General features: G+C 36.6%; 21 protein-coding genes. 14 read left to right on the plus strand and 7 right to left on the minus strand.

Annotated elements, in window-relative coordinates; genetic code table 11:
* Positions 1-48: 48 nt before the first annotated feature.
* Positions 49-510: a CBO0543 family protein gene (locus VK91_RS23290; protein WP_333880340.1), complete on the minus strand. Its 462-nt coding sequence runs from the start codon at positions 508-510 to the stop codon at positions 49-51.
* Between the two features lie 252 nt (positions 511-762).
* Here VK91_RS23290 and VK91_RS10890 point away from each other — a divergent pair, with 252 nt between their 5' ends.
* Positions 763-951, plus strand: coding sequence for a hypothetical protein (locus VK91_RS10890; protein WP_048392579.1), 189 nt, complete (start codon positions 763-765; stop codon positions 949-951).
* A 522-nt stretch (positions 952-1,473) separates the two neighbouring features.
* Here VK91_RS10890 and catA read toward each other — a convergent pair.
* Complete coding sequence (gene catA, locus VK91_RS10895) at positions 1,474-2,124, minus strand: type A chloramphenicol O-acetyltransferase (protein ID WP_048392581.1); 651 nt, start codon at positions 2,122-2,124, stop codon at positions 1,474-1,476.
* Positions 2,125-2,609: 485 nt separating this feature from the next.
* Here catA and VK91_RS22865 point away from each other — a divergent pair, with 485 nt between their 5' ends.
* The 9 genes from VK91_RS22865 (at position 2,610) to VK91_RS10940 (ending at position 11,099) form a co-directional block, all read left to right on the plus strand.
* Complete coding sequence (locus VK91_RS22865) at positions 2,610-2,786, plus strand: hypothetical protein (RefSeq protein ID WP_197078715.1); 177 nt, start codon at positions 2,610-2,612, stop codon at positions 2,784-2,786.
* Between the two features lie 203 nt (positions 2,787-2,989).
* Positions 2,990-3,493, plus strand: a complete 504-nt coding sequence (locus VK91_RS22255) for a hypothetical protein (RefSeq protein ID WP_053075697.1) — start codon at positions 2,990-2,992, stop codon at positions 3,491-3,493.
* 718 nt (positions 3,494-4,211) lie between these two features.
* Positions 4,212-4,637, plus strand: coding sequence for a thioesterase family protein (locus VK91_RS10910; RefSeq protein ID WP_004225136.1), 426 nt, complete (start codon positions 4,212-4,214; stop codon positions 4,635-4,637).
* 11 nt (positions 4,638-4,648) lie between these two features.
* A complete protein-coding gene (locus tag VK91_RS10915) occupies positions 4,649-5,023 on the plus strand; it encodes a DUF423 domain-containing protein (protein WP_048392583.1) in 375 nt (124 codons plus the stop codon).
* Between the two features lie 163 nt (positions 5,024-5,186).
* Positions 5,187-6,518 (plus strand): SPFH domain-containing protein, encoded by a 1,332-nt coding sequence (locus tag VK91_RS10920; protein WP_048392584.1) that lies wholly within the window; start codon positions 5,187-5,189, stop codon positions 6,516-6,518.
* 14 nt (positions 6,519-6,532) lie between these two features.
* On the plus strand, positions 6,533-7,636 hold the full coding sequence (locus VK91_RS10925) for a hypothetical protein (RefSeq protein WP_048392586.1): 1,104 nt from the start codon (positions 6,533-6,535) through the stop codon (positions 7,634-7,636).
* 443 nt (positions 7,637-8,079) lie between these two features.
* Positions 8,080-9,285, plus strand: coding sequence for an EAL-associated domain-containing protein (locus tag VK91_RS10930; RefSeq protein WP_016992205.1), 1,206 nt, complete (start codon positions 8,080-8,082; stop codon positions 9,283-9,285).
* A gap of 127 nt (positions 9,286-9,412) precedes the next feature.
* On the plus strand, positions 9,413-10,138 hold the full coding sequence (locus VK91_RS10935) for a metallophosphoesterase (RefSeq protein ID WP_048392589.1): 726 nt from the start codon (positions 9,413-9,415) through the stop codon (positions 10,136-10,138).
* A 568-nt stretch (positions 10,139-10,706) separates the two neighbouring features.
* Entirely contained in the window at positions 10,707-11,099 is a 393-nt protein-coding gene (locus tag VK91_RS10940; protein WP_036076405.1) for a RidA family protein, read from the plus strand.
* Between the two features lie 53 nt (positions 11,100-11,152).
* Here the strand turns inward: VK91_RS10940 and VK91_RS10945 are convergent, their stop codons facing one another.
* Positions 11,153-11,398 (minus strand): hypothetical protein, encoded by a 246-nt coding sequence (locus tag VK91_RS10945; protein WP_048392591.1) that lies wholly within the window; start codon positions 11,396-11,398, stop codon positions 11,153-11,155.
* A gap of 427 nt (positions 11,399-11,825) precedes the next feature.
* On the opposite strand from VK91_RS10945, the gene VK91_RS10950 reads away from it, so the two are divergent.
* Complete coding sequence (locus VK91_RS10950) at positions 11,826-12,680, plus strand: hypothetical protein (protein ID WP_048392593.1); 855 nt, start codon at positions 11,826-11,828, stop codon at positions 12,678-12,680.
* A gap of 358 nt (positions 12,681-13,038) precedes the next feature.
* Here VK91_RS10950 and VK91_RS10955 read toward each other — a convergent pair whose 3' ends face one another.
* Positions 13,039-14,085 carry a DUF418 domain-containing protein gene (locus VK91_RS10955; protein ID WP_048392595.1) on the minus strand — a complete coding sequence of 349 codons (1,047 nt, stop codon included), beginning with the start codon at positions 14,083-14,085 and terminating at the stop codon, positions 13,039-13,041.
* Positions 14,086-14,175: 90 nt separating this feature from the next.
* Positions 14,176-15,129 (minus strand): YafY family protein, encoded by a 954-nt coding sequence (locus VK91_RS10960; protein ID WP_048392597.1) that lies wholly within the window; start codon positions 15,127-15,129, stop codon positions 14,176-14,178.
* Positions 15,130-15,229: 100 nt separating this feature from the next.
* On the opposite strand from VK91_RS10960, the gene VK91_RS10965 reads away from it, so the two are divergent.
* Positions 15,230-15,760 (plus strand): dihydrofolate reductase family protein, encoded by a 531-nt coding sequence (locus VK91_RS10965; RefSeq protein WP_048392599.1) that lies wholly within the window; start codon positions 15,230-15,232, stop codon positions 15,758-15,760.
* A 14-nt stretch (positions 15,761-15,774) separates the two neighbouring features.
* Here the strand turns inward: VK91_RS10965 and VK91_RS10970 are convergent, their stop codons facing one another.
* Positions 15,775-16,782, minus strand: coding sequence for a serine hydrolase (locus tag VK91_RS10970; RefSeq protein ID WP_048392601.1), 1,008 nt, complete (start codon positions 16,780-16,782; stop codon positions 15,775-15,777).
* Between the two features lie 140 nt (positions 16,783-16,922).
* Between VK91_RS10970 and VK91_RS10975 the strand changes: the two genes are divergently transcribed.
* Positions 16,923-17,444, plus strand: a complete 522-nt coding sequence (locus VK91_RS10975) for an AAA family ATPase (RefSeq protein WP_048392603.1) — start codon at positions 16,923-16,925, stop codon at positions 17,442-17,444.
* Between the two features lie 31 nt (positions 17,445-17,475).
* On the opposite strand, the gene VK91_RS10980 is transcribed toward VK91_RS10975, so the two are convergent.
* A complete protein-coding gene (locus VK91_RS10980) occupies positions 17,476-18,297 on the minus strand; it encodes a Ku protein (RefSeq protein ID WP_004225181.1) in 822 nt (273 codons plus the stop codon).
* Positions 18,298-18,403: 106 nt separating this feature from the next.
* Here VK91_RS10980 and VK91_RS10985 point away from each other — a divergent pair, with 106 nt between their 5' ends.
* Positions 18,404-20,221: a DNA ligase D gene (locus VK91_RS10985; protein ID WP_048392605.1), complete on the plus strand. Its 1,818-nt coding sequence runs from the start codon at positions 18,404-18,406 to the stop codon at positions 20,219-20,221.
* Positions 20,222-20,224 lie beyond the last annotated feature (3 nt).

Consider the following 20,224-nt stretch of genomic DNA (forward strand, 5'->3'; position numbering starts at 1 on the left):
GAAAATTACATAGTAAAAAAAGGCCGCAGCGTCATCACACGTTACAGCTTATATTTTTATATTTATTTTTATTAAAAATTTGTAATACCAGTACAAAAATAGATAAGGGAACAAATACGAGAAAAACGTCAGGTAGACATTCCAACCGTTTTCGTAAATTACTCTTCCGAAATAAAAGAAAATCATTTCTAAAAAAGTAGTGAACAACGACATTAAAAAGGTAATCAAATAAGCTCTGTTAAATTTTTTTATGAAATAGATTAAGTAACATCCCAAGACTGGGTAAATCCCTAAATCAAAAGGTAATGTAGCTATATGTTTCTGATTAGGAAAAGGTAGTACTTCCCAAAAATCATAATAAAAACCTATGGCATTTATTATATAAGCAGAAACACTAAAATATGGAGCAAATAAAAAGAGTAACATTTTATCTCTCTTATAAAGGTGCAGTATACCTATAATCCAAGGAATTAGAAAGGCCAAAAGTAGATGCAGGATCATTTTTTTCATTCCTTTGATTTTATTATAAATATGTACTTAATCGCTTTTTATTAAACAGCGTGAGTTTAAGGAAAAATGTGAAAAAATGTGCAGTAATTGCCTTTTATGCGTTATGAAGAGTGGAAGAAAAAATTTAATGGTGAGGTATAGTAAGACCGAATATACACAATCATCTGTTGCTTCTTTCAAGGCTGTTCTTGCGATTATAAGTGAAAATAGTGTATTATAGCTTTCATGTTGTAATCAAAAAGGACGGATGTAATGAAATATAATAAGACAGTTATGCTCAAGCTTATAAACGAACATCGAACATTGCATGATGAATTAAAAAAGCTAAAATCTGAAATGGGTTTAGAGAAAAATTTCGCAGTAAAGGCATTGTATCATTCATTTGTTGCAGAAGATGGTCCTTATATGAAAGAATATCAGGATTTAGAGCGATTAAAATAAATCGTAGTGCCACTAACAAAATTGTTGGCAAGATAAGTAATAATTTTTAGTCCGAGAATTTAATACTAAGTTCGTGATTGAGCCATTCATTTTGAGTGGCTTTTTATTCTGTCTTTTTACTGGCAGACGCTATAAAGAACGATAGGAAATACACGTTTGAACAGTTTAGGGATTCTTACAGATCACTAAATTGGGCTAGCAGGAAAATGCAAAAGAATAAATACTTAAAATGTATGAAAATGAAAAGGGTAACCGCCTGAATGTTGAAAGGGAATTGGAAAACCTTAAAACAATGATTGGCTATGCGAAAACGCAGATGCAAGGAGCATTGAACTCAATTGGTATTGGTTAATCGATTACTAGAAAGATATTGTTCAGTAACTTGAGTCGATATAGAAGGAAAGCAGAAAAACAATAATCAGATACAAGGAACACAAAATAAGGCACATATACTACCCTGTTTTCCTACAGGTTAGTAAAAAACACTAACTAAAAGAGATTAGTCAGTGTTTCGTGTTTTCTTTATATAAGAAACTCTAGTTTATTTTCTAAAAGAGTCTGAAATCTATCCATAAATAGAGCTGCATGGTAACCATCGCAGACAGAATGATGAACCTGCAAGGATAAAGGTAAATAAATATTACTAGTTTTATTGATAAACCTACCTGCAGTGATTATCGGCAAACAATAATTTGGGCTATTATTCACGTTTAAGTTAAAACCAGTAAAAGAAGTCCATGGAATCATAGAAATATTGACGACATTTTCAGGTATCGGTGTTTTAGGAAACAGTTTTCCTGTACCATTGTACTTCTCAGTATCGGAAATATAGTTCTCATAAAACTTTTTAAAACCTTCATCTGTATTTGTATAAATGGCTGAAAATAACTCTGATGTCTTATCAAAGATAGTATACATTGGGACTACCTTATCCCAGTAGCCAAACTCTCCAGCAGAATTAAAGTTCATTCTAAAATGTTTATTTGAATTTGCCACGTGAGTAATTAAAAAGATGAATACAGGATAGAATTTATATCCCTTATCTTTTGTAATTTTATAAAGTTCAGTAATATCAATATTTCTGGTGATGCTAAAGCTCGTTTGTTGATTTAAGAAATGATTGAAAATTTCTTTTCGTTCCCAATTATTAATATCAATTTTATTGAATTTCATCTTACTAAAGCCTCCTAAAATTTAAAATCTAGATAATTTTAGGAAGCTAATTTGACTGCTTTTTTCATAAGATCATTCCTTTAATTTTATATAAGTCAATCTTAACATATTATTACGGTTTCGATTATTAATTTAGATTAGCATAGCGAGCTTAAACTGCTAATCAAAAAACTACTGCACAATATGAGAAATCGTCTTCAGGAAGGGCATCTTTGAAAAATTCTAATATTTCTTCGCCGAAAAACACAATAGATAATAGTATTAGTACAATTAAAACGGCTCACTAAAGTCTGGATGTCATCACTTGATACAAGGGTTCGTAAGTCACATAGAAAGCTGATAAAGATGGCTACTAACATTATGGTAAATGGAAATCAAAAGCACCAAGGTTATGGGGCATTGCATCGATGGATAGTCAGTGTCGATGGCACAAAATATATATGGTGAATGGCAAGTTACCAGAGTATCGATGAGGCAGAGACTACATGGACGATACCTACCAAAAGCAATTGGCTGTTCGTATTGATGCTTATATGTCTGATTTAGGGTTAACTTACAAACAAGCTTTTAATAAGGCGTACAAAGAGGTGAAGCCTCCACGTGTTGTAGTACCATTCGTAAGTTACGAGGAATGGAGTCAACAATTTAGCGGTAGAGGGTGAGTGTAGTTGGATAGGAAGTAGTTATTCCTAGGAATAAGTTTTTAGATATTGATGTTAAAAACGATATTGAAAATTAACGCTTAAAATCGTAAAGACATGTTGGAAATGGTACGCTTGACATAACAGAAATATAGTAACTATTTCGTACCGTATTGTTAAAAAACAAAATGTAACTTCGTAGCTTAGGAATGGATGTGTGAAATATGGACAAAAGAAATTCAATAATGGAAATATATTTTAATACAAAGGATATTGCTAAACGTAATGTATTATTAAAACAAATAGTATTTGACTTGCCTGAGAACGGAAAGGACTTTTTTCTCAAAGTATATAAAAAAGAGAGATATTTGGATATGCGGCTAACTGCGATTAGAGGATATGCTGCCTATGCAAGCGAAGAAGAAGTTGCGATTTTAATGAAAAAGATGTTGGAAATCTTAAAAAGGCAACCAGAAAGTACACCATATAATTATCAGGAATACGAAATCTTGCGTTCATCTTTTCTAATACCTTATTTATTGGAAAAATATCAATATGACTGTTTCAAAAAATTTAATGAACAGTTAAAAAAACAGTACGACGTTATGCCTGAAGTTTTCAAAGGAATTTTTACATGTGACGATAAAGGGGAACATATTCAACTAATTTCCCCAGCAGTAGTACGGAAAAAGATTGAAGATTTCATGCAAAGTGAAGGATGTATCTAATGGATTTTGCACCCAAATGATATATTGGAGATTTATGGATTTTTTTCCTATGTTAGTCTAATAACTATTGTAATTATATCATCTCGCATTGCACATTCAACCTTTGCAAAGAAGGAAGATTGGGTAGGAAAGCTGTTAACAAGTGTGTTTGCTAATATAGGTATGTTTACTTTTGTCATGGGTCTATTTAGAAGGATGGAAAAGTGCGAGTGAATTGCTGTCATATGGAAATGTAGTAATTGCTATAGGTTCTTTCGCAATGATGTTTTTTATTGCTTTTTTACAATTTTTGGATAGTCAATAAAATAATAAATGAATAAAAGAAACTCTGTGTGTGAACTGCCCCGTAAAGTTAGATTGATGTTTAATTATTACGGGGCAGTTCTAATAAAGTGGTGAGTGGTTTTCTCAATCATATTTATCGAAAACTTATAAACTAAAACCTTTTTTTGCTTCGAATTCCATTGTTAAAAAATTACATTTTTGATTTCCAGTACCTGCCCAGTATCTTTTATTTTTAAATTTTTGTATCCCAGTGTACCCCAAATAAATGGGGCACAACGGGTAAAAACGGAAACCAACATTTTTTACTAAATATTTTTCTGAATCTAATTTCAAATTTTTTTAAATTACAATTTATTAACTTTTTATAATCAGTAGAGCAAAAACCCCACCAAATCAACACTTTTGCGCTATAATGTAGGACGAGGTGAAGAAAATGTTTGTGAGTGAGAAACAGATTGAAATACGGTACGCAGAGACAGACCAGATGGGCGTGGTGTACCATGCGAACTATATTATTTGGATGGAAATTGGGCGTACCCAGCTTGTAAGTGATGCAGGCTTTGAGTATGCTGCCTTAGAAAAAGATGGCTATGTATCGCCAGTGATGGATTTATCGATTTCGTATAAAGCAGCCATGCATTATGGACAAGTGGCGACGGTGCGCACTTGGGTAGAAAAGCATGATCGTTTACGAACGACGTATGGCTATGAAATTTTACATGAGGATGGCACGGTAGCAGCCACAGCTCAATCCGTACATATTCTTGCGCATAAGGATACATTGCGACCGGTATCATTAAGTAAGATTGACCCAGCTTGGGATGCCAAATATAAAGAAATTGCCGTCGAGGCAAAATAGGAGAACAATAGATGGAAATGTTTATAGCTTTAGGCGCTATTTTGGCAGCTCTTGGTGTTGTTTTAGGTGCTTTTGGTGCACATGCACTCAAGGATAAGTTTGCCTCACCGCACTATGCAGCCATTTGGGAAACGGCTGTGCAATATCAGATGTATCATGCTTTAGGGATTCTAGCCCTTGGAATACTATCCAATGAGGCATTTTTAGGAAGCTCTAGTTTGCTTTCTTGGGCAGGTTACTTAATGTTTACAGGGATTGTATTCTTCTCTGGTAGTCTATATGTGCTAGCTGTGACAGGTGTGAAAAAGCTAGGTGCGATTACGCCAATTGGTGGCATGTTATTTATTATTGCGTGGGTGCTTGTTATAATAGCTGCCTTATCCTAATACAGAAAAAGTAACGAGAACGTTTTGATGATTTATATCATTGGCGCTTCTCGTTTTTTTAGTTGATAGGAAGAAAATGAAACAATTTGTCTGATTTTGCGTATTACATAGTATGAAGAGATGTTAAAATAAGCTAAACATCAATGTGAAGGTGGGAATATTTATGGGTTTATTGAAAGCAGGCGTAGGGGCATTAACAGGTGTTTTAGAGGATCAATGGCGTGAATATTTTTATTGTGAGGCATTATCCTCAGATGTTCTAGTAACTAAGGGTATTAAACGCACTTCTAAACGAGGTTCAAATAAAGGAAATGACAACATTATTAGCAATGGCTCGATTATTGCCATCAATGAAGGGCAATGTATGATGATTGTTGAACAGGGGAAGGTTGTAGAGTTTTCTTCAGAAGCTGGGGAATATGTCTATGATACATCTACAGAGCCTTCGATTATGTATGGCTCAGATTTATCTCATGGCATTATGGAAACATTTAAACAGATAGGCAAGCGTTTTACATTTGGTGGAGAACCTGCTAAAGATCAGCGAGTTTATTATTTTAATAAAAAGGAGATTGTTGGCAATAAATATGGTACTCCCGCACCAATTCCATTCCGTGTTATTGATCGTAATATCGGATTAGATATCGACATTGCCATTCGTTGTCATGGTGAGTATTCTTATAGAATCATTGATCCATTATTATTCTATACAAATGTATGTGGAAATGTAGAGCGTGAATATACGCGAGAGGCCATTGATAGCCAGTTAAAATCAGAATTAATGACAGCGTTACAGCCAGCCTTTGCACAAATTTCAGCAAGTGGCGTTCGTTATAGTGAAATACCTGCGCATACGGTTGCGTTAGCAGACGCACTCAATAAGGTATTATCAGAAAAGTGGCTTGCTACACGTGGTTTAGCTGTTGTGTCATTTGGGATTAGTACCCTAAAGGCTTCTGAGGAAGACGAAGCCATGATAAAACAACTACAACGCAATGCGGTTATGCGTGATCCAGGTATGGCTGCTGCCCATTTAACAGGCGCTCAGGCAGAAGCGATGATTGCAGCTGCTAACAATGATGGTGGCGCTATGGCAGGCTTTATGGGGATGAATATGGCTGCACAAGCAGGTGGGGTCAATGCTGGTCAGCTTTATCAAATGAATGAGCAAAATAAGCAAGCGCAAATGGCTCAGGCTGCCATGCAAAATCAATCAGCCAAAGCATCTGGTACATGGACATGTGCATGTGGTCATGACAACACAGGGAAATTCTGTTCAAATTGCGGCGCAGCAAAACCAGCGGAAGAGGGCTGGACATGTACATGTGGAGCGGTGAATAAAGGAAAGTTTTGTAGCGAGTGTGGCTCTAAAAAACCAGCTGGTGCTTTACTCTATGCATGCGATAAATGTGGGTGGGCACCAGAGGACCCTGCCAATCCGCCTAAATTCTGTCCAGAATGCGGCGATGTTTTTGATGAAAAGGATGTCAAGTAAGGAGATGATGACCTATGTCAACGCAAGAAGTTGAACATGTCAAACAAGTAAAGCTTGACTTTGATGCGGAATGTCCATCCTGTAGTGCATCAATTGAGTTTAATCCTGCTACAGGTAAGCTGACTTGTCCGTATTGTGGATTTGAATCTGAAATTGCAACCCCTGAGCAAGAAGAGGAAAAGGTTGCACAGGAAATGGACTTCTTAAAAGCAGAGGAACGTGGGAATTTCAATTGGGGCGTGGAGAAGAAAACAGTTATTTGTAAAGCTTGCGCGGCCGAGACAATTTATGATGCTCTGCAGGTCGCTGACAGTTGTCCTTACTGCGGCTCAAATCAGGTCATGGAAGCGAGCGCTGAAAATACGCTTGCTCCCAATGGCGTATGTGCTTTTGAAGTAACGGATAAGCAGGCAGGAGAACATTTTCAGAAATGGATCAAAGGTCGATGGTTTACACCAAAGGCTGCCAAAATAAGTGCAAAGCCTGATGCCTTTAAAGGGGTATACCTCCCGTATTGGACGTTTGATTCAAAAACAAGCTCCAGATACTCCGCAAGATATGGACGACATCGAACGGTTACGGATAAAGATGGTAAAACGCATACTGAAACGGATTGGTATTCAACAAGTGGGTTTTATCAGGAATTTATAGACGATCATTTAGTGAGTGCCACAACACGCTATGATCGAGATATGATGCGAAAAATTGAACCATTTAATCTTCTTAATAATAAGGCCTATAAACCTCAATATGTAGCTGGATTTTTATCAGAGCGTTACAGTGTTGGTTTGCAGGATGGCTGGAGCCAAGCAAAAAGTGAAATCCATGATCACCTCCATGCGCAGATTACATCCAAAATCCGTTGGGAAAATAGGGCGGATGTAGTATCCAATCTACGCTTTTCCACAAACCATGATGATATTACATACAAATATTTAATGTTACCGATTTGGTTATCTTCTTTCCGCTATAAGGAGAAGATTTACCGCTTTATGGTGAATGGACAAACGGGTCGAGTTGGTGGTAATGCCCCTATTTCACCGCTTCGGGTGACAATTGCAGTTATTTTATCATTAGCAGTAATCGCTCTGATTTGGTATTTCTTTATGTCTGAATAATAATAAACAGTATGCCAGTAGGAGCCTCTTATTGTCCTTTTGGGATACTGTTTTTTTCATAAAATTGTCCTTAAATACTGGGTAAATGACTGAATTAATTGACTGGTATAGGATAATCATCATCCATTATCACGGCTGTCATTGCGTCAAGTTGCATAGATTAAAGGGAGAGTAAAATATCAGAACAGCCTTGGTTGGACAAAAGCATAACGTTGCAAGATGGTGTAACAAGCAACCTACTATGTAGGAAAGTCGTTAGAAATAATGCAATTATGGTGGTTAAAAATTAGGACGGATTTCCATTAATGATGAGAAGTGAAGTTGCGATTTTACTTTAAACAACTTATTATACAGTCAGAGAGCATTTTTTAAGCTAGTCATGATAAATGTAATGTTATTTTTGAATAACAATGAAAACGTTATTCATATTGGAGGTTTCGATGATGGACGCAATTGAAGTGTTAACAAATTTAGATCAAATACATGGGTATTATCAACCGATATTTAGCGCAGATGCGCATACGGTGATTGCCTACGAAATTTCCGGATATCTACAAATTCAAGGTCAGCAAATTAATTTAAAGGATTTTGTCAACAATGAAGATATTCCAGAAGAATATCGAATTGATATGGAACATAAAATTTTACATGCGGCATTAGCCAAAATTGATGAAATTGCACCAGAAATTGATATTTATATCCCAAGCAATCCAAATTTATTGATGCAAGATTTTGGTGAAAGTCATTTTAATATTATCCAACAATATATAGAGGAAAAAGATTTACAGCGTATCGTACTTGTCGTATCAGAGCATCGTTTTATAGGGGATATTAACAAATTACATCACGCCCTACGCTATTTTACGACGTTTGGGGTGAAAATTGCCGTTCAGGAAGTAGGAGCCGAAAGTCATTTAGAGCATATTGCGCTATTGGCACCACATATCTTAAAGGTCAATACACGTGATTTAAATTACGATTCTTGGTCTGCTCAATCGGACATGATTTCTGCCATTGGTAGCCTAGCTTATAAAATTGGAGCAAATCTATTATTTGAAGATATTGAAACGGTTTATCAGCTACAATTTGCTTGGAAAAATGGCGGTAGATTTTATCAAGGGCCATACCTAGCAAATCCAGCTATGACTTTTGTCGATAAGGATATATTAAAGGAACGTTTTAAAAAAGAATGCCAGCAATTTATTACTTCCGAAAAGAAAATGCTGGAGGCGCAATATTTGCAGTTGAAAAAATTAAGGGAGGAATTAGAGGCGATTGTTCACCGTGTGAAACCAACAAGCGACAATGTCTCCCATTTAGAGTATTTAGCTGAATTATTGGATAACTACTCCTTCCGTCTCTATATTTGTAATGAGGATGGGTTCCAGTTAACGCCTAACGTTATGCGAATTGATGGGAACTGGGAGCTACAGCCACGTGCTATCAATAAAAATTGGAGCTGGCGCCCTTATTTCCTTCAAACGATTATCAAAATGCGCAACGATCAAAGTGGGGAAATCTCTGAATTGTATCGGGATATTGAAACAGGAGAAATTACAAGAACATTCTCCATTGCCATCAACGAGCATGAATATTTGTTTGTTGACCTTTCCTATGACTATCTTTATGAGAACAAAATCTTTAGATAAGAATGAATAAGTAGTTAGGGGTATAATCAGTGATTATACCTCGCTTTATTTGCAAGATTTTTGGATAAGTACATAAATTTTAAGTTGTGTTTAGGTAGTTGTAAAGCATAAAGGAGGGCTCTTAGTAATGAAGACAGCTATTATCTCAGACATTCATGGGAATATCGATGCATTACAAGCAGTACTACTAGATATTAGAAATCGTGGGATCGAGGATATTTATAATTTAGGTGATAGCTTATATGGACCTTTATTTCCGATCGAAACTTATGAATTATTAGTCAAAGAGAACATTCGAAATATCAGGGGGAATTGCGACAGAATCTTAATAGATCACAAGACAGACAATTCAACGGTACAATATGTTCAGGACTTATTGGAAGAAGAGCAGAAGGATTGGATTGCTAATTTACCATTCTCTTTACAAACGGAGGATTTTTATTTTTGCCACGGTACGCCCACTAGTGATGAAAGTTATTTATTAGAGGAAGTGAGTCCAAAAGGTTCTACACTTAAGAAGACAGAAGATATTATAAAGTTGGTGAATGGGATTTCGCAGAATATTATTTTTTGTGCCCATACGCACATACCTAGAGTTGTCTATTTACCTAATGATAAGATCGTAATTAATCCAGGTAGTGTTGGATTGCCAGCGTATGAAGACGAATTACCAATCTACCATAAAATGGAATCGGGCTCTCCTTATGCGAATTATACAATTATAACCAAAAAAGAAGACGATTGGATGATAGAGCAAATACTTATTCCATATAATCGAGATGCAGCTATCATACAAAGTGAAAAAAATGGAAGAAAGGATTGGGTAAAAGCCTTACAAACAGGAAGAATTTAAAATTTACTGTTAGATATTATTCAGAAGGTCTTCTTGTGGCCTCAGGGATATAGGATTGATGATAGTGTGAAAGGAATTAATTTAATTCTAGATGGAAGTAATGCCAGCATAGGTTGTTCAGAAAATGTTCATATTACCCTGATATACTATGAATGAACACGCATATTCACAAAAAAACTAGGTACCGCCAAAGAGGGGTACCTAGTTCTATTATGCAAAGGGACACTTGGGATGGAGTGACCCTAGTAACAATTTCGGAGGTGTAAGGCTAATTTAGCTTTACACTACTATATATATGTTGTGATTGCTATGGTTGAATAGTTAATTGCCTGAGAAATAATCGATGAAATGCAAAAGAGTTTGGGTATTTCATTGATTGTCTAGGATAGAAATGGTAAAGTGAACATAACTTTAGGGCCAAGGAGGAGAATTCACATGAAAAAAAGAGCTATTCGTTTTTTAAGCATGGGTATAGGGTTCTCCACAGCTGTTTTTTTCTAAAATCAACGAACATGGGATAAGTCTGCCCTTTTTTAGAAAAAAATACAATCCTAAAGGAGAAAAGAATATGAAAACTAACATAGTACGTAAAAATCCAATGCAGGTACCTAGCCCTGTTGGGAAATATAGCCACATCACAATCATCCCGAAAGATGCAACAATGTATGCATTCTCTGGACAAATTGGGGTTGATCAAGATGATCAACTGCCTGCAGATTTAATTGAACAAACCACCAATACATTTAGAAATATTGAAGCGCTTTTAGCAACTGAGGGATTGGATGCATCTCATGTGGTAAAGGTGAATATATGGGCGACAGAGGAGATTGATTGGCATCATTTCTATCAGCAATGGGAAGTAATGTTTGGTCATTCCTATCCCTCTATGACTATTGCTTATGTATCTGCATTGGGGCTACCAGATATCAAAATAGAGATTGAACTTTGGGCTGCTAAATAGCCTAAAAAACGACAATATCCATGTGGTATTGTCGTTTTTGTGTACAGACGGTATTAACGTAACATCCTTTTTAATTGTTTCATTTCATAATTTAATTCGTCAATTTGCTTTTGTAGTTTGTCAATATCATTGCTATTACTTTCAATTTCCTTCAACTCATCCTCTAGAGCAAGACCAGCCGCAATGGTCGCTAGAGCGTCTCCAAGTGTTGTAATCGCCCCCGCAATGACAGCCAACTTAGCTGCTTGACTCACGGATTCCAATCCCTCATTATTCCGATTACCTTTATTTTGCTTCATATAATCCTCCCCACAAAAAAGGGTATTATTTGCATTGTATGCTTAGGGTAAGAAACAGGTGAAGAATTTATGGGCATCAAATAGGTAACAAGGAAAAGTTGGATTTTATAAGGCGTTTTTTAGAAGTTTATGGTCTTTTCTAACAGGATTCTAATGAAATTCAGAGAATAAATAAATATTTTAACTCATGTAAAAATGTGTTGTCAATAATAAATTTGTAATTTTATTAAAAAATGTTATAATAGTCTTACGATCATTTTTTTTATAAACGTATTTCGAATTCCGATGTCCTATTTTGCAGAAAGAATTTGGATACGTTTTTTTATTTTTAAACAGAAGAAAAATTCGAAATTGTTTTAAAGAAGTTATTTGAAATTTTACTATCTAATAGTAACTTAATTTTTATTCCATAAGGAGGACTAGATGAATGAATCTAATTAATAAGAAAGTTACACACAAGCGTTTTGGCATAGGTAGTATAGTTAATCAAAATGATTCAAGTATTGAAATACATTTTGCATCAGAAAATAAAAGGTTTGTTTTTCCAGATGTATTTGGAAAGCACCTAACAATACATGATAAAAGTGATGCTAAGTTACTTGAGGAAATTATACAAAAAAAAGAAATTGAACGAAAAGAAGAAGAATCGCGGATGGAAGAGGCCAAAGAACTTCAACGGAAAGAACTCTTGCTTCGCTTGGAACACGAAAAACTTATGAGTAATCATAAACTTCATCCCGCATCACAGATGGTTTTTTGGTGTGATTCAGAGGAACAGAATAGTTCTGTTTCAGAGTGGAATGTTTTTTCAGGTATATTAAAGAGTGGTAATAATAAAGGGAAGCCAAACAAGCCGAGCCGCTTGCACCAAAATAGCGCTGTCCTTTTAACAGCAAGGGATTCCAGCCAGCCTGAAAGTGATAGACGCATCTTAGGTGTCTATATGGTGAATGAAAAATTCGTCGGCAAGCTGTGTGAAGATGGACATATTCCTGCTCATTCAAAATACAGAATTCAACTGACAGAACAGGAATCGGATCAGTTACTTTTCTGGCAATATTATATCAATGAAAAATTCCCCGAAAAAATGACATGGAAAACAGGGAAATATCGTTATTTCGAAAATTTATGGATGGCTCAAATTTTACTTGATATCATTTCGTTGAAAAGTGACCCAAAAGAACTGGAGTTGGCACAACAATTCTTTAAACATTTTTGTAAAATGAATCAGCTAACAGTTCAAGAAATTCCCAAACCTGATGGCGTATTAACCCGTATTTAGTACAGTGAACCAATTATCAAGATGAAGAGCTATACTTGCTTGCAAGAGAAAAATAATGGTAATGAATACAAGTCACTGGATTTTAAAATCCAGTGACTTGTATGTTTATGTCCCAGTAACTTTATTAGCTTTTAATACCTATTCCCCACAAAGTAACCCCAATGATTCACTTATTAGATGTAATAAAAGTAAAAAAACAGCGTTAATAATGGCTTAACGCTGTTTTTAAATTAGTCACTTTGGTGACTAAATAAAATGGGGATGTGTTTCTTGCTGAAGATATGAGCAAAGATGGAAAGCGAGTAGGGTACATTACCAATATATGATGTTTACCACCAAGCTGATAGGTGTTTATCCTTTACGATAAATAATCTTTCGTACTTTGTCGTAGGGGAGGAATTGTCCAATATGTCCCGATTCGCCATAGCCATTCCATAGGGCCAAAGCGGAAAAAGTATAGCCATAGCTTACTAAAGAGCAATTGGCAACCATAAATGCCTAGACAAATCCACAAAGATTCAAGATAGCGAAGTTGTCCAATTAAACCGAAAGTATGGCCAATTAAGAGAATGAGCGCTGTTTGCCCCAGGTAATTAGTCAAGGCCATGCGCCCATATGCTTTTAACGGTGCCAATAGTCGCTGGAACAAAGTGCTTTGTAATAATAGGATGATTGTTCCCATGTAAAAGGCAGAAGCGAATGGGCTAAACTGTAGTCCGATTAATGAAAATTGCTCAATATTTGTAATATGAGCCGCTAGCTGATCCTTGGGCAAATGCTGGATATTAACAAGAGGCTCAGGGACATACTGCCATTGATAAAACCAGCTAGCCATGCTTATAAAGCCCATTACAATCGTCACGAACATGATTTTATTTCGATGTAACGAGATATTTTCAAATAAATGATATTGACCAGCAGCTAGACCAAGCAAAATCAGTGGAAATGGCATTAAAATTTTTAGACCAAAATAGGCAGTGATGGCTAATAGGATGAATCCAAGGATGAGATTGATGTCTTTGCGCATTTTATAAAAAGGTAAGGCTACAAAGCCAAAGATAGCATAGACAGTTAAGGCTTCACCTGGTTGGAAATAAAAATGCACTAGCCCCATAAACAGTAAAATCAAAAGCCTACGACTAAATAAGGCATAGGCTTTTTCGCCACTTGCCTGTGCGCGTGAAATAAAGAGATAGAATCCTATTCCAAATAAAAATGAAAAAATGATAAAAAATTTACCCTCTACAAAAAGTGTTAGAAAGCGGCTATAGGCAATATCGTTTGCCAATTCAGGTGGTTCAATCCACATTAATGAGGGGATATTGACTAAAATAATGCCCAGTAAGGCGAACCCTCTTAAATAATCTAATGTATCAATTCGTTTATTACTGTTGGTCGGTTGCAACGTATATCTCCTCCTTCAAGACCAATTATAAGGAAGATCTTTTAAAAGTAGTAACGATGAATGTTACGTGAATCTAACAAAATTGTCATCTTATAGAGGCTCTATTGGCTCAGGGTAAATCGCTAATAGCTCATATGCATGCTGACGTATAAGCTGAATTAGTGCGTACGGTTCTTTGACAATCGCATGTTGACCAAGGCGAAAGAATAGGGAGCTATTAAAGTGGAGCTCATGTTGATCGATAATCGTATCGATATAGCCTGTTCCATCACTATGTCGAACAACCGCTTTTTCAAGATGGGGCTCACTTAAACATTGACGAACGCCCTCGCTTGATAATTCTACATATAACGGAATAGGCTGCTGAGGCTCATAGTCAGTTTCAAGCCATTGCTGCAAATTCATCGTCGTTTTATGGTTTGCTTCACTAATTTTTATCCCTTTAATTCGATCTACACGGAAGAGTAATATTCTTTCATTTGATAGCAGTAGCGCAGGCATATACCATAAGCCATCATGAGCGTACACGCCAATAGGCTGGATATGCTTAGAGGTGATACCAGACTTCGATTCATACTGGATATGCAATTGTGATTGGTTAATGATAGCCTCTAAAACGTCCGTTAAGAGTGGTGTTGTAATGGCTCTTTTAGGGTTCCAAAAGGCAATATAGGATTGCAGCGTATCCACCTTTTTCTTGGCTTCCTTCTGTAAGGATTCATACAGCTTTTGAGAGACAGACTTCATTTCAGTATTAAAGGGTAAATCACGATAATAGTGCAAAGACTGGAATGCAAAGAAAATGGCGACCGCCTCTTCCTCAGTAAATAATATCGGGGGGAGAATGGCATTGGATAGCACCGTATAGCCCCCATGTCTTCCCTGTTCCGCGTAAATGGGTAGCCCCATATCACTTAAATCCAAAAGGTAACGATGCACCGTTCGCACGGAAATATGGAAGGTGTCGGCAATTTCCTGCGCTGTAAATTTCTTTTTCACACTGACGAATAGCAAAATATCAATTAATCGTTTAGCTTTGGTCATATTTTTTCACCTTTTTATTTAATCATGCCAATAGTTGTCATGTTTTATATTTAGTATAGAGATTGTACAAGAGATTTTCAAAAGAAGAGGAGCTGACGTAATGTCACGAGAAATACTGGTATTTATTGCAGGGAGTTTAGATGGATTTATTGCCAAGGAAAATGATGATCTACAGTGGCTAGAGGAAACAGAGGGAGAGGGTGATAATGGCTACGCTGATATGTATCAAACCATTGATACCGTCATTATGGGCAAACGCACATATGATTATATCCTAGAACATCTTAAACCGTTCCCTTATCCTGATAAAAAATGCTATGTGTTTTCAACAACTCAAACTGGGGAAAATGAGCATGTGACGTTTATCCAAGAGGATGTCATCACATTTACTCAACGTTTAAAAGAGCAAGAAGGCACAAAGATTTGGATGGTAGGGGGAGGGGACCTTCTAGATGCTTTTTTACAGGAGCGGCTAATTGACGAATGGATTATTACGATTACACCCCATTTACTAGGCTCAGGGATACCCTTGTTTAAATCTCCCCGTCCATTCGAAAACTTAAGGCTATTGGAAACAAAACGATATGGTCAAATGGTACAACTACATTATGAGGTAAGGAAAGAGGCTTGAATCAAGCCTCTTCTTTATTTGATAAAGGAACGATAGACTTCTCCTAAGAGACCTTGCATTTGATGGACGCCTGTATCGGTGTTAGTCATGGCAACAAAGCCTTTGTCTAGGTGGGGGTAGGCCACTAGCATACATTGATAGCCAACGCCCCAGCCAAGCGAGGATATTTCAAGCTGCTCACCAGCACCATCAAGAAATACACCAAGGCCCATCCATTCTTTACAGCCCTGAGGACGAATTAGCTCATGGATTGAAGCTAAACCAAGTGTACCCTTTCCCTTTAAGGCCTGCATTACCTCTTGTAATAATTTTGCTAGATCTGACGGTGTTGTCCATAATCCACAAGCTGCATCATACGGGTAAATAGGGTATCTTTGTGCTGTTAGGGTGCCATCTTTCTGATGACCACTTGCTGTATTGGCAGTTGGGACTGCGGAAGAAAAAAAGCTATTTGCCATGGCTAGTGGTCGGAAAATCACGTCTGTCATAAGTGTTGAAAAACTTGAGCCTGTTGTATTCTCAATCAGCAATTGAACAATGCAAAAGCCAGCATCTGAATAGTGAAATTCTTGCTCGGCCTCAAAAGTACTATCGATTGGTATGGAACAATAAGGAGTTGTACCTTTTAATAAGTCGACCATCGAAGGCCTCTGCCATAGTGAATGTAAGGGAGAGAAGCTGCCTTTAGGGTCAATAATTCCGGCCTGATGACTTAACAAATGTCGTAATGTTACTTTTTTTCCCTGAGTGTAGCTATGCTCTGGCATCTTCCAAGATGTGAGCTTTTGATTAATATCCTCATCTAAATCTACTATACCTTGCTCGACCAGCTTCATCACTAAAATGCTTGTAACTAGTTTACTAATTGAACAGGCATTGAAGATGGTTTCGGTATTGATTCTGTTAGTTTTCCCGACCTCTAATAGACCAAAGCACTCTGCCTTCTGAAGCTCACCATCCTTTATATAGGCAATGCTGAGGCCAGCTATTTGTTGTTGCGACATTTGCTCATGTATTGTCATGAATAAAGATCTCCTAGTTTTTCCTTTATTATACCATAATTAGGAACGAATGTTCTTGGAAAACTATCGTTATGTCAGCTGAAATCTATTGTATAATAAAGGAATTATTTCTACAAAGGTACATACAATGGAGGGGTTTTGTGACAAAAGCGTTTCCACAAAAAATACATATCATTGGGTCCGTTGGCAGTGGGAAAACAACATTGGCGAGGAAGTTATCTAAAACCTTGCAGATTCCTTATTATGAGCTTGATAATGTGGCATGGATGCGAAAGGAATCAGGGGATATTCTAAGAACAGATGAAGAAAAAAAGGAGCACTTACAAACCATTCTCCAAACGAACAGTTGGATTATAGAGGGGATCCATCAGGAGAAGTGGGTTGTTGATAGCTTCCAGCAAGCTGATTGCATTATCTTTCTCGATACGCCTTATAAAATTCGAGTCTTTCGTATAATAAAAAGATTTATAAAACAAAAAATGGGCTTCGAAAAAGCTCACTATCAACCTACTTTTTCGATCTTTTTTAAAATGTTTCGTTGGAATAAACGCTTTGAAAGGGTAGGAAAGCCTAAATTCTTTAAACAGCAACATGCTGTATTGGCTAAACTTTTAATGATTCAGCGCAAAAAGGATTTAGATTCCTATTTTCGACAATTCTAAAGCGTATCCCGATGTCAGGATACGCTTGTTCTTAGGCATTTTTCTTTGTCCGTGTAGTCCGTTTTCTTGTAGCGGGCTTTTTTGTTTTTTCTAAAGAGGCCTGTAGAGCTGTCATTAAATCCGTGACATTTTCAGGAATTGGACGTTGTTTATCGCTTGTAGATATCGTATTTGTAGCTTTCTTTTCTTCAATTAGTTCTAATAAAGCATTGCGGTAATCATCTGTATATTTTTCAGGGTTGAATGTAGTTGTTAGTTGTTCCACTAACATGAGGGCTGTATCGAGCTCCTTTTGTACTACATCCTGTTCACTTGGAATATTAGGGACATCGCCAATGCTTCTTACCTCATCTGGATAGTGAATTGTTTCCATCACAAGGGCATTTTGATAAACACGCACAATGGCAAGCTGCTCTTTAGAGCGGATAACGATTTTGGCAATGCCAATTTTCCCTGATTGTTCTAATGTTTTTCGTAACAATGAATAGGCTTTGGCTCCCGTCGAATCGGGTGATAAAAAATAGGTGCGTTCAAAATAGATGGGATCGATTTCAGTTAATTGCACAAAATCAATAATTTCCACAGCCTTATCTTCATTTTCCTTACGCAAGTTTTCTAAATCCTCTTGATCCAACACAACAAATTTATTTTTGGCATATTCATAAGCCTTCACGATATCCTCATCTGTTACCTCTTGGTTACAGCCCTCACAAACCTTTTTATAGCTAATCGGCGTATGGCAGTCTTTGTGAAGCTGACGCAATTTGACATCTTTATTTTCAGTTGCAGCATGTAGTTTCACAGGAATATTAACAAGTCCAAAGGAAATACTGCCTTTCCACACTGTATGCATTGTTGTCACCTCGTTTTTCTTACTATGATGTATTTTGAGGTTTTTTATGTATCTTAAAATGAAATCTTCAAACACTGAATATAAAAAGCAAAGTAGGTATAGCGGAATGAAACCAATGCTTTTATCCGAAACAAACGATATTCCTAGTGGAGATGAATGGCTATTTGAAACAAAATATGATGGTTTTCGCTGCTTATTAGTTTGGGATGAGGAGCCGAAGCTCATTAGCAGAAATGGACGACATTTAAATCACTTGTTTCCCGAAATTTTAGCTTTTTGTCAGCAAATATATGCATCCATTCAAACCTTTTTACCCCTAACCTTGGATGGGGAGTTAGTTTATTTACGCAATCATTTTAAAAGTGATTTTGCCGTTGTTCAGAAGAGGGGGAGAATGCAAAATCAAGAAGTGATTCAGGAACATGCTCATTCATGTCCTTTTCACTATCTAGCATTTGATGTTTTAACCCTTAAAGGAGAATCTCTCCAAAACCATTATTTAAAAACGCGTAAGGAGCAATTGGGCAAGCTTGCGACGAAGTTCAAATGGCCAAGCGTAAACTATGAGAATCCAACGCCTATCCAAGTCATACATGGTAGTGAGGAGCATGAGAGCTTATGGCAGTCCATCAAACTTTACAATGGGGAAGGCATTGTTGCTAAGAAGAAAACAAGTAAATGGCTTGAAAACATACGATCAAATCACTGGTTAAAGATAAAAAATTGGCGTTATGTCACAGTCATTGTCACACAATATGACCATAGCAATAGTTATTTTCATGGTGCAGTTTTTGAGGACAATCAATTACGAGAAGTTGTTACGTTTAAGCATGGGATGACAGAGGAAGAGCATCAAACACTTGTCAAATTCTTTCAGACTAATGGACTGCGTAAAAAGGAGCTATGGGAACTTGAGCCTTCGATTTGTGTTGATATTGCCTGTATTGATTTTGATGGTAGTAAGCTTAGGGAACCTAGATTTCATGCCTTTCGATTAGAGATATCACCTGAGGAATGTCATTGGCTGCACATGCAACGTCAACTGTATCCTATCCCTGATTCAGTTGCTATCACACATCCAGACAAGCCTGTATGGTCGAATATGGGTATTACAAAGGATCAATACTTGTTCTATTTGCAAAATATTTCGCCCTATGTAATGCCTTTTCTAAAGGATCGTCCTCTAACGCTAATACGCTATCCACATGGTGTTCCAGGCGAAAGTTTTTATCAAAAAAGTAAACCAGAAAAAATGCCTAATTTTGTGGCAACAGCTGTGATGGATGATATTGATTATATCGTGTGTAATAACTTGGAAACGTTATTGTGGCTTGGAAATCAGCTTGCATTAGAGTTCCACATTCCATTTCAAACACATCATTCTTCGTACCCGACAGAAATCGTTTTCGACTTAGATCCTCCCTCAGTACAAGATTTTTCATTAGCCGTTTCAGGAGCACTTGATTTAAAGAACATTATTGATTATTTTCAGCTCCAATCCTTTGTCAAAACATCAGGTGGAAAAGGTTTACAGCTGTATATTCCTTTACCCGCAAATACATTTACTTATGAAGAGGTACGTATATTTACAGAGTTTGTTTGTCGCTTTTTATGTGAGCAAAAGCCAAATTTATATACAATTGAGCGTTTAAAAAAGAATCGTCATGAAAAATTATATTTAGATTATGTACAACATGCAGAGGGCAAGACTATCATTGCCCCGTATTCCACTCGTGGCAATGAAATGGGTTTAGTAGCAACACCGCTTCTATGGGAGGAGGTCAATGAAAACCTAGCGCCAACACTTTTTACGATTCCCTTTGTCATGGAGCGCATGAAAAAAATGAGTAATCCCTTTCAATTATTTCGTGAAATAGGGGAGGAACAAAATTTTCAAGCAGTTCTAGATCAATTAAAGGCATGAGGA

It is taken from the genome of Lysinibacillus sp. LK3 (assembly GCF_001043675.1).
GTDB lineage: Bacteria > Bacillota > Bacilli > Bacillales_A > Planococcaceae > Lysinibacillus > Lysinibacillus capsici.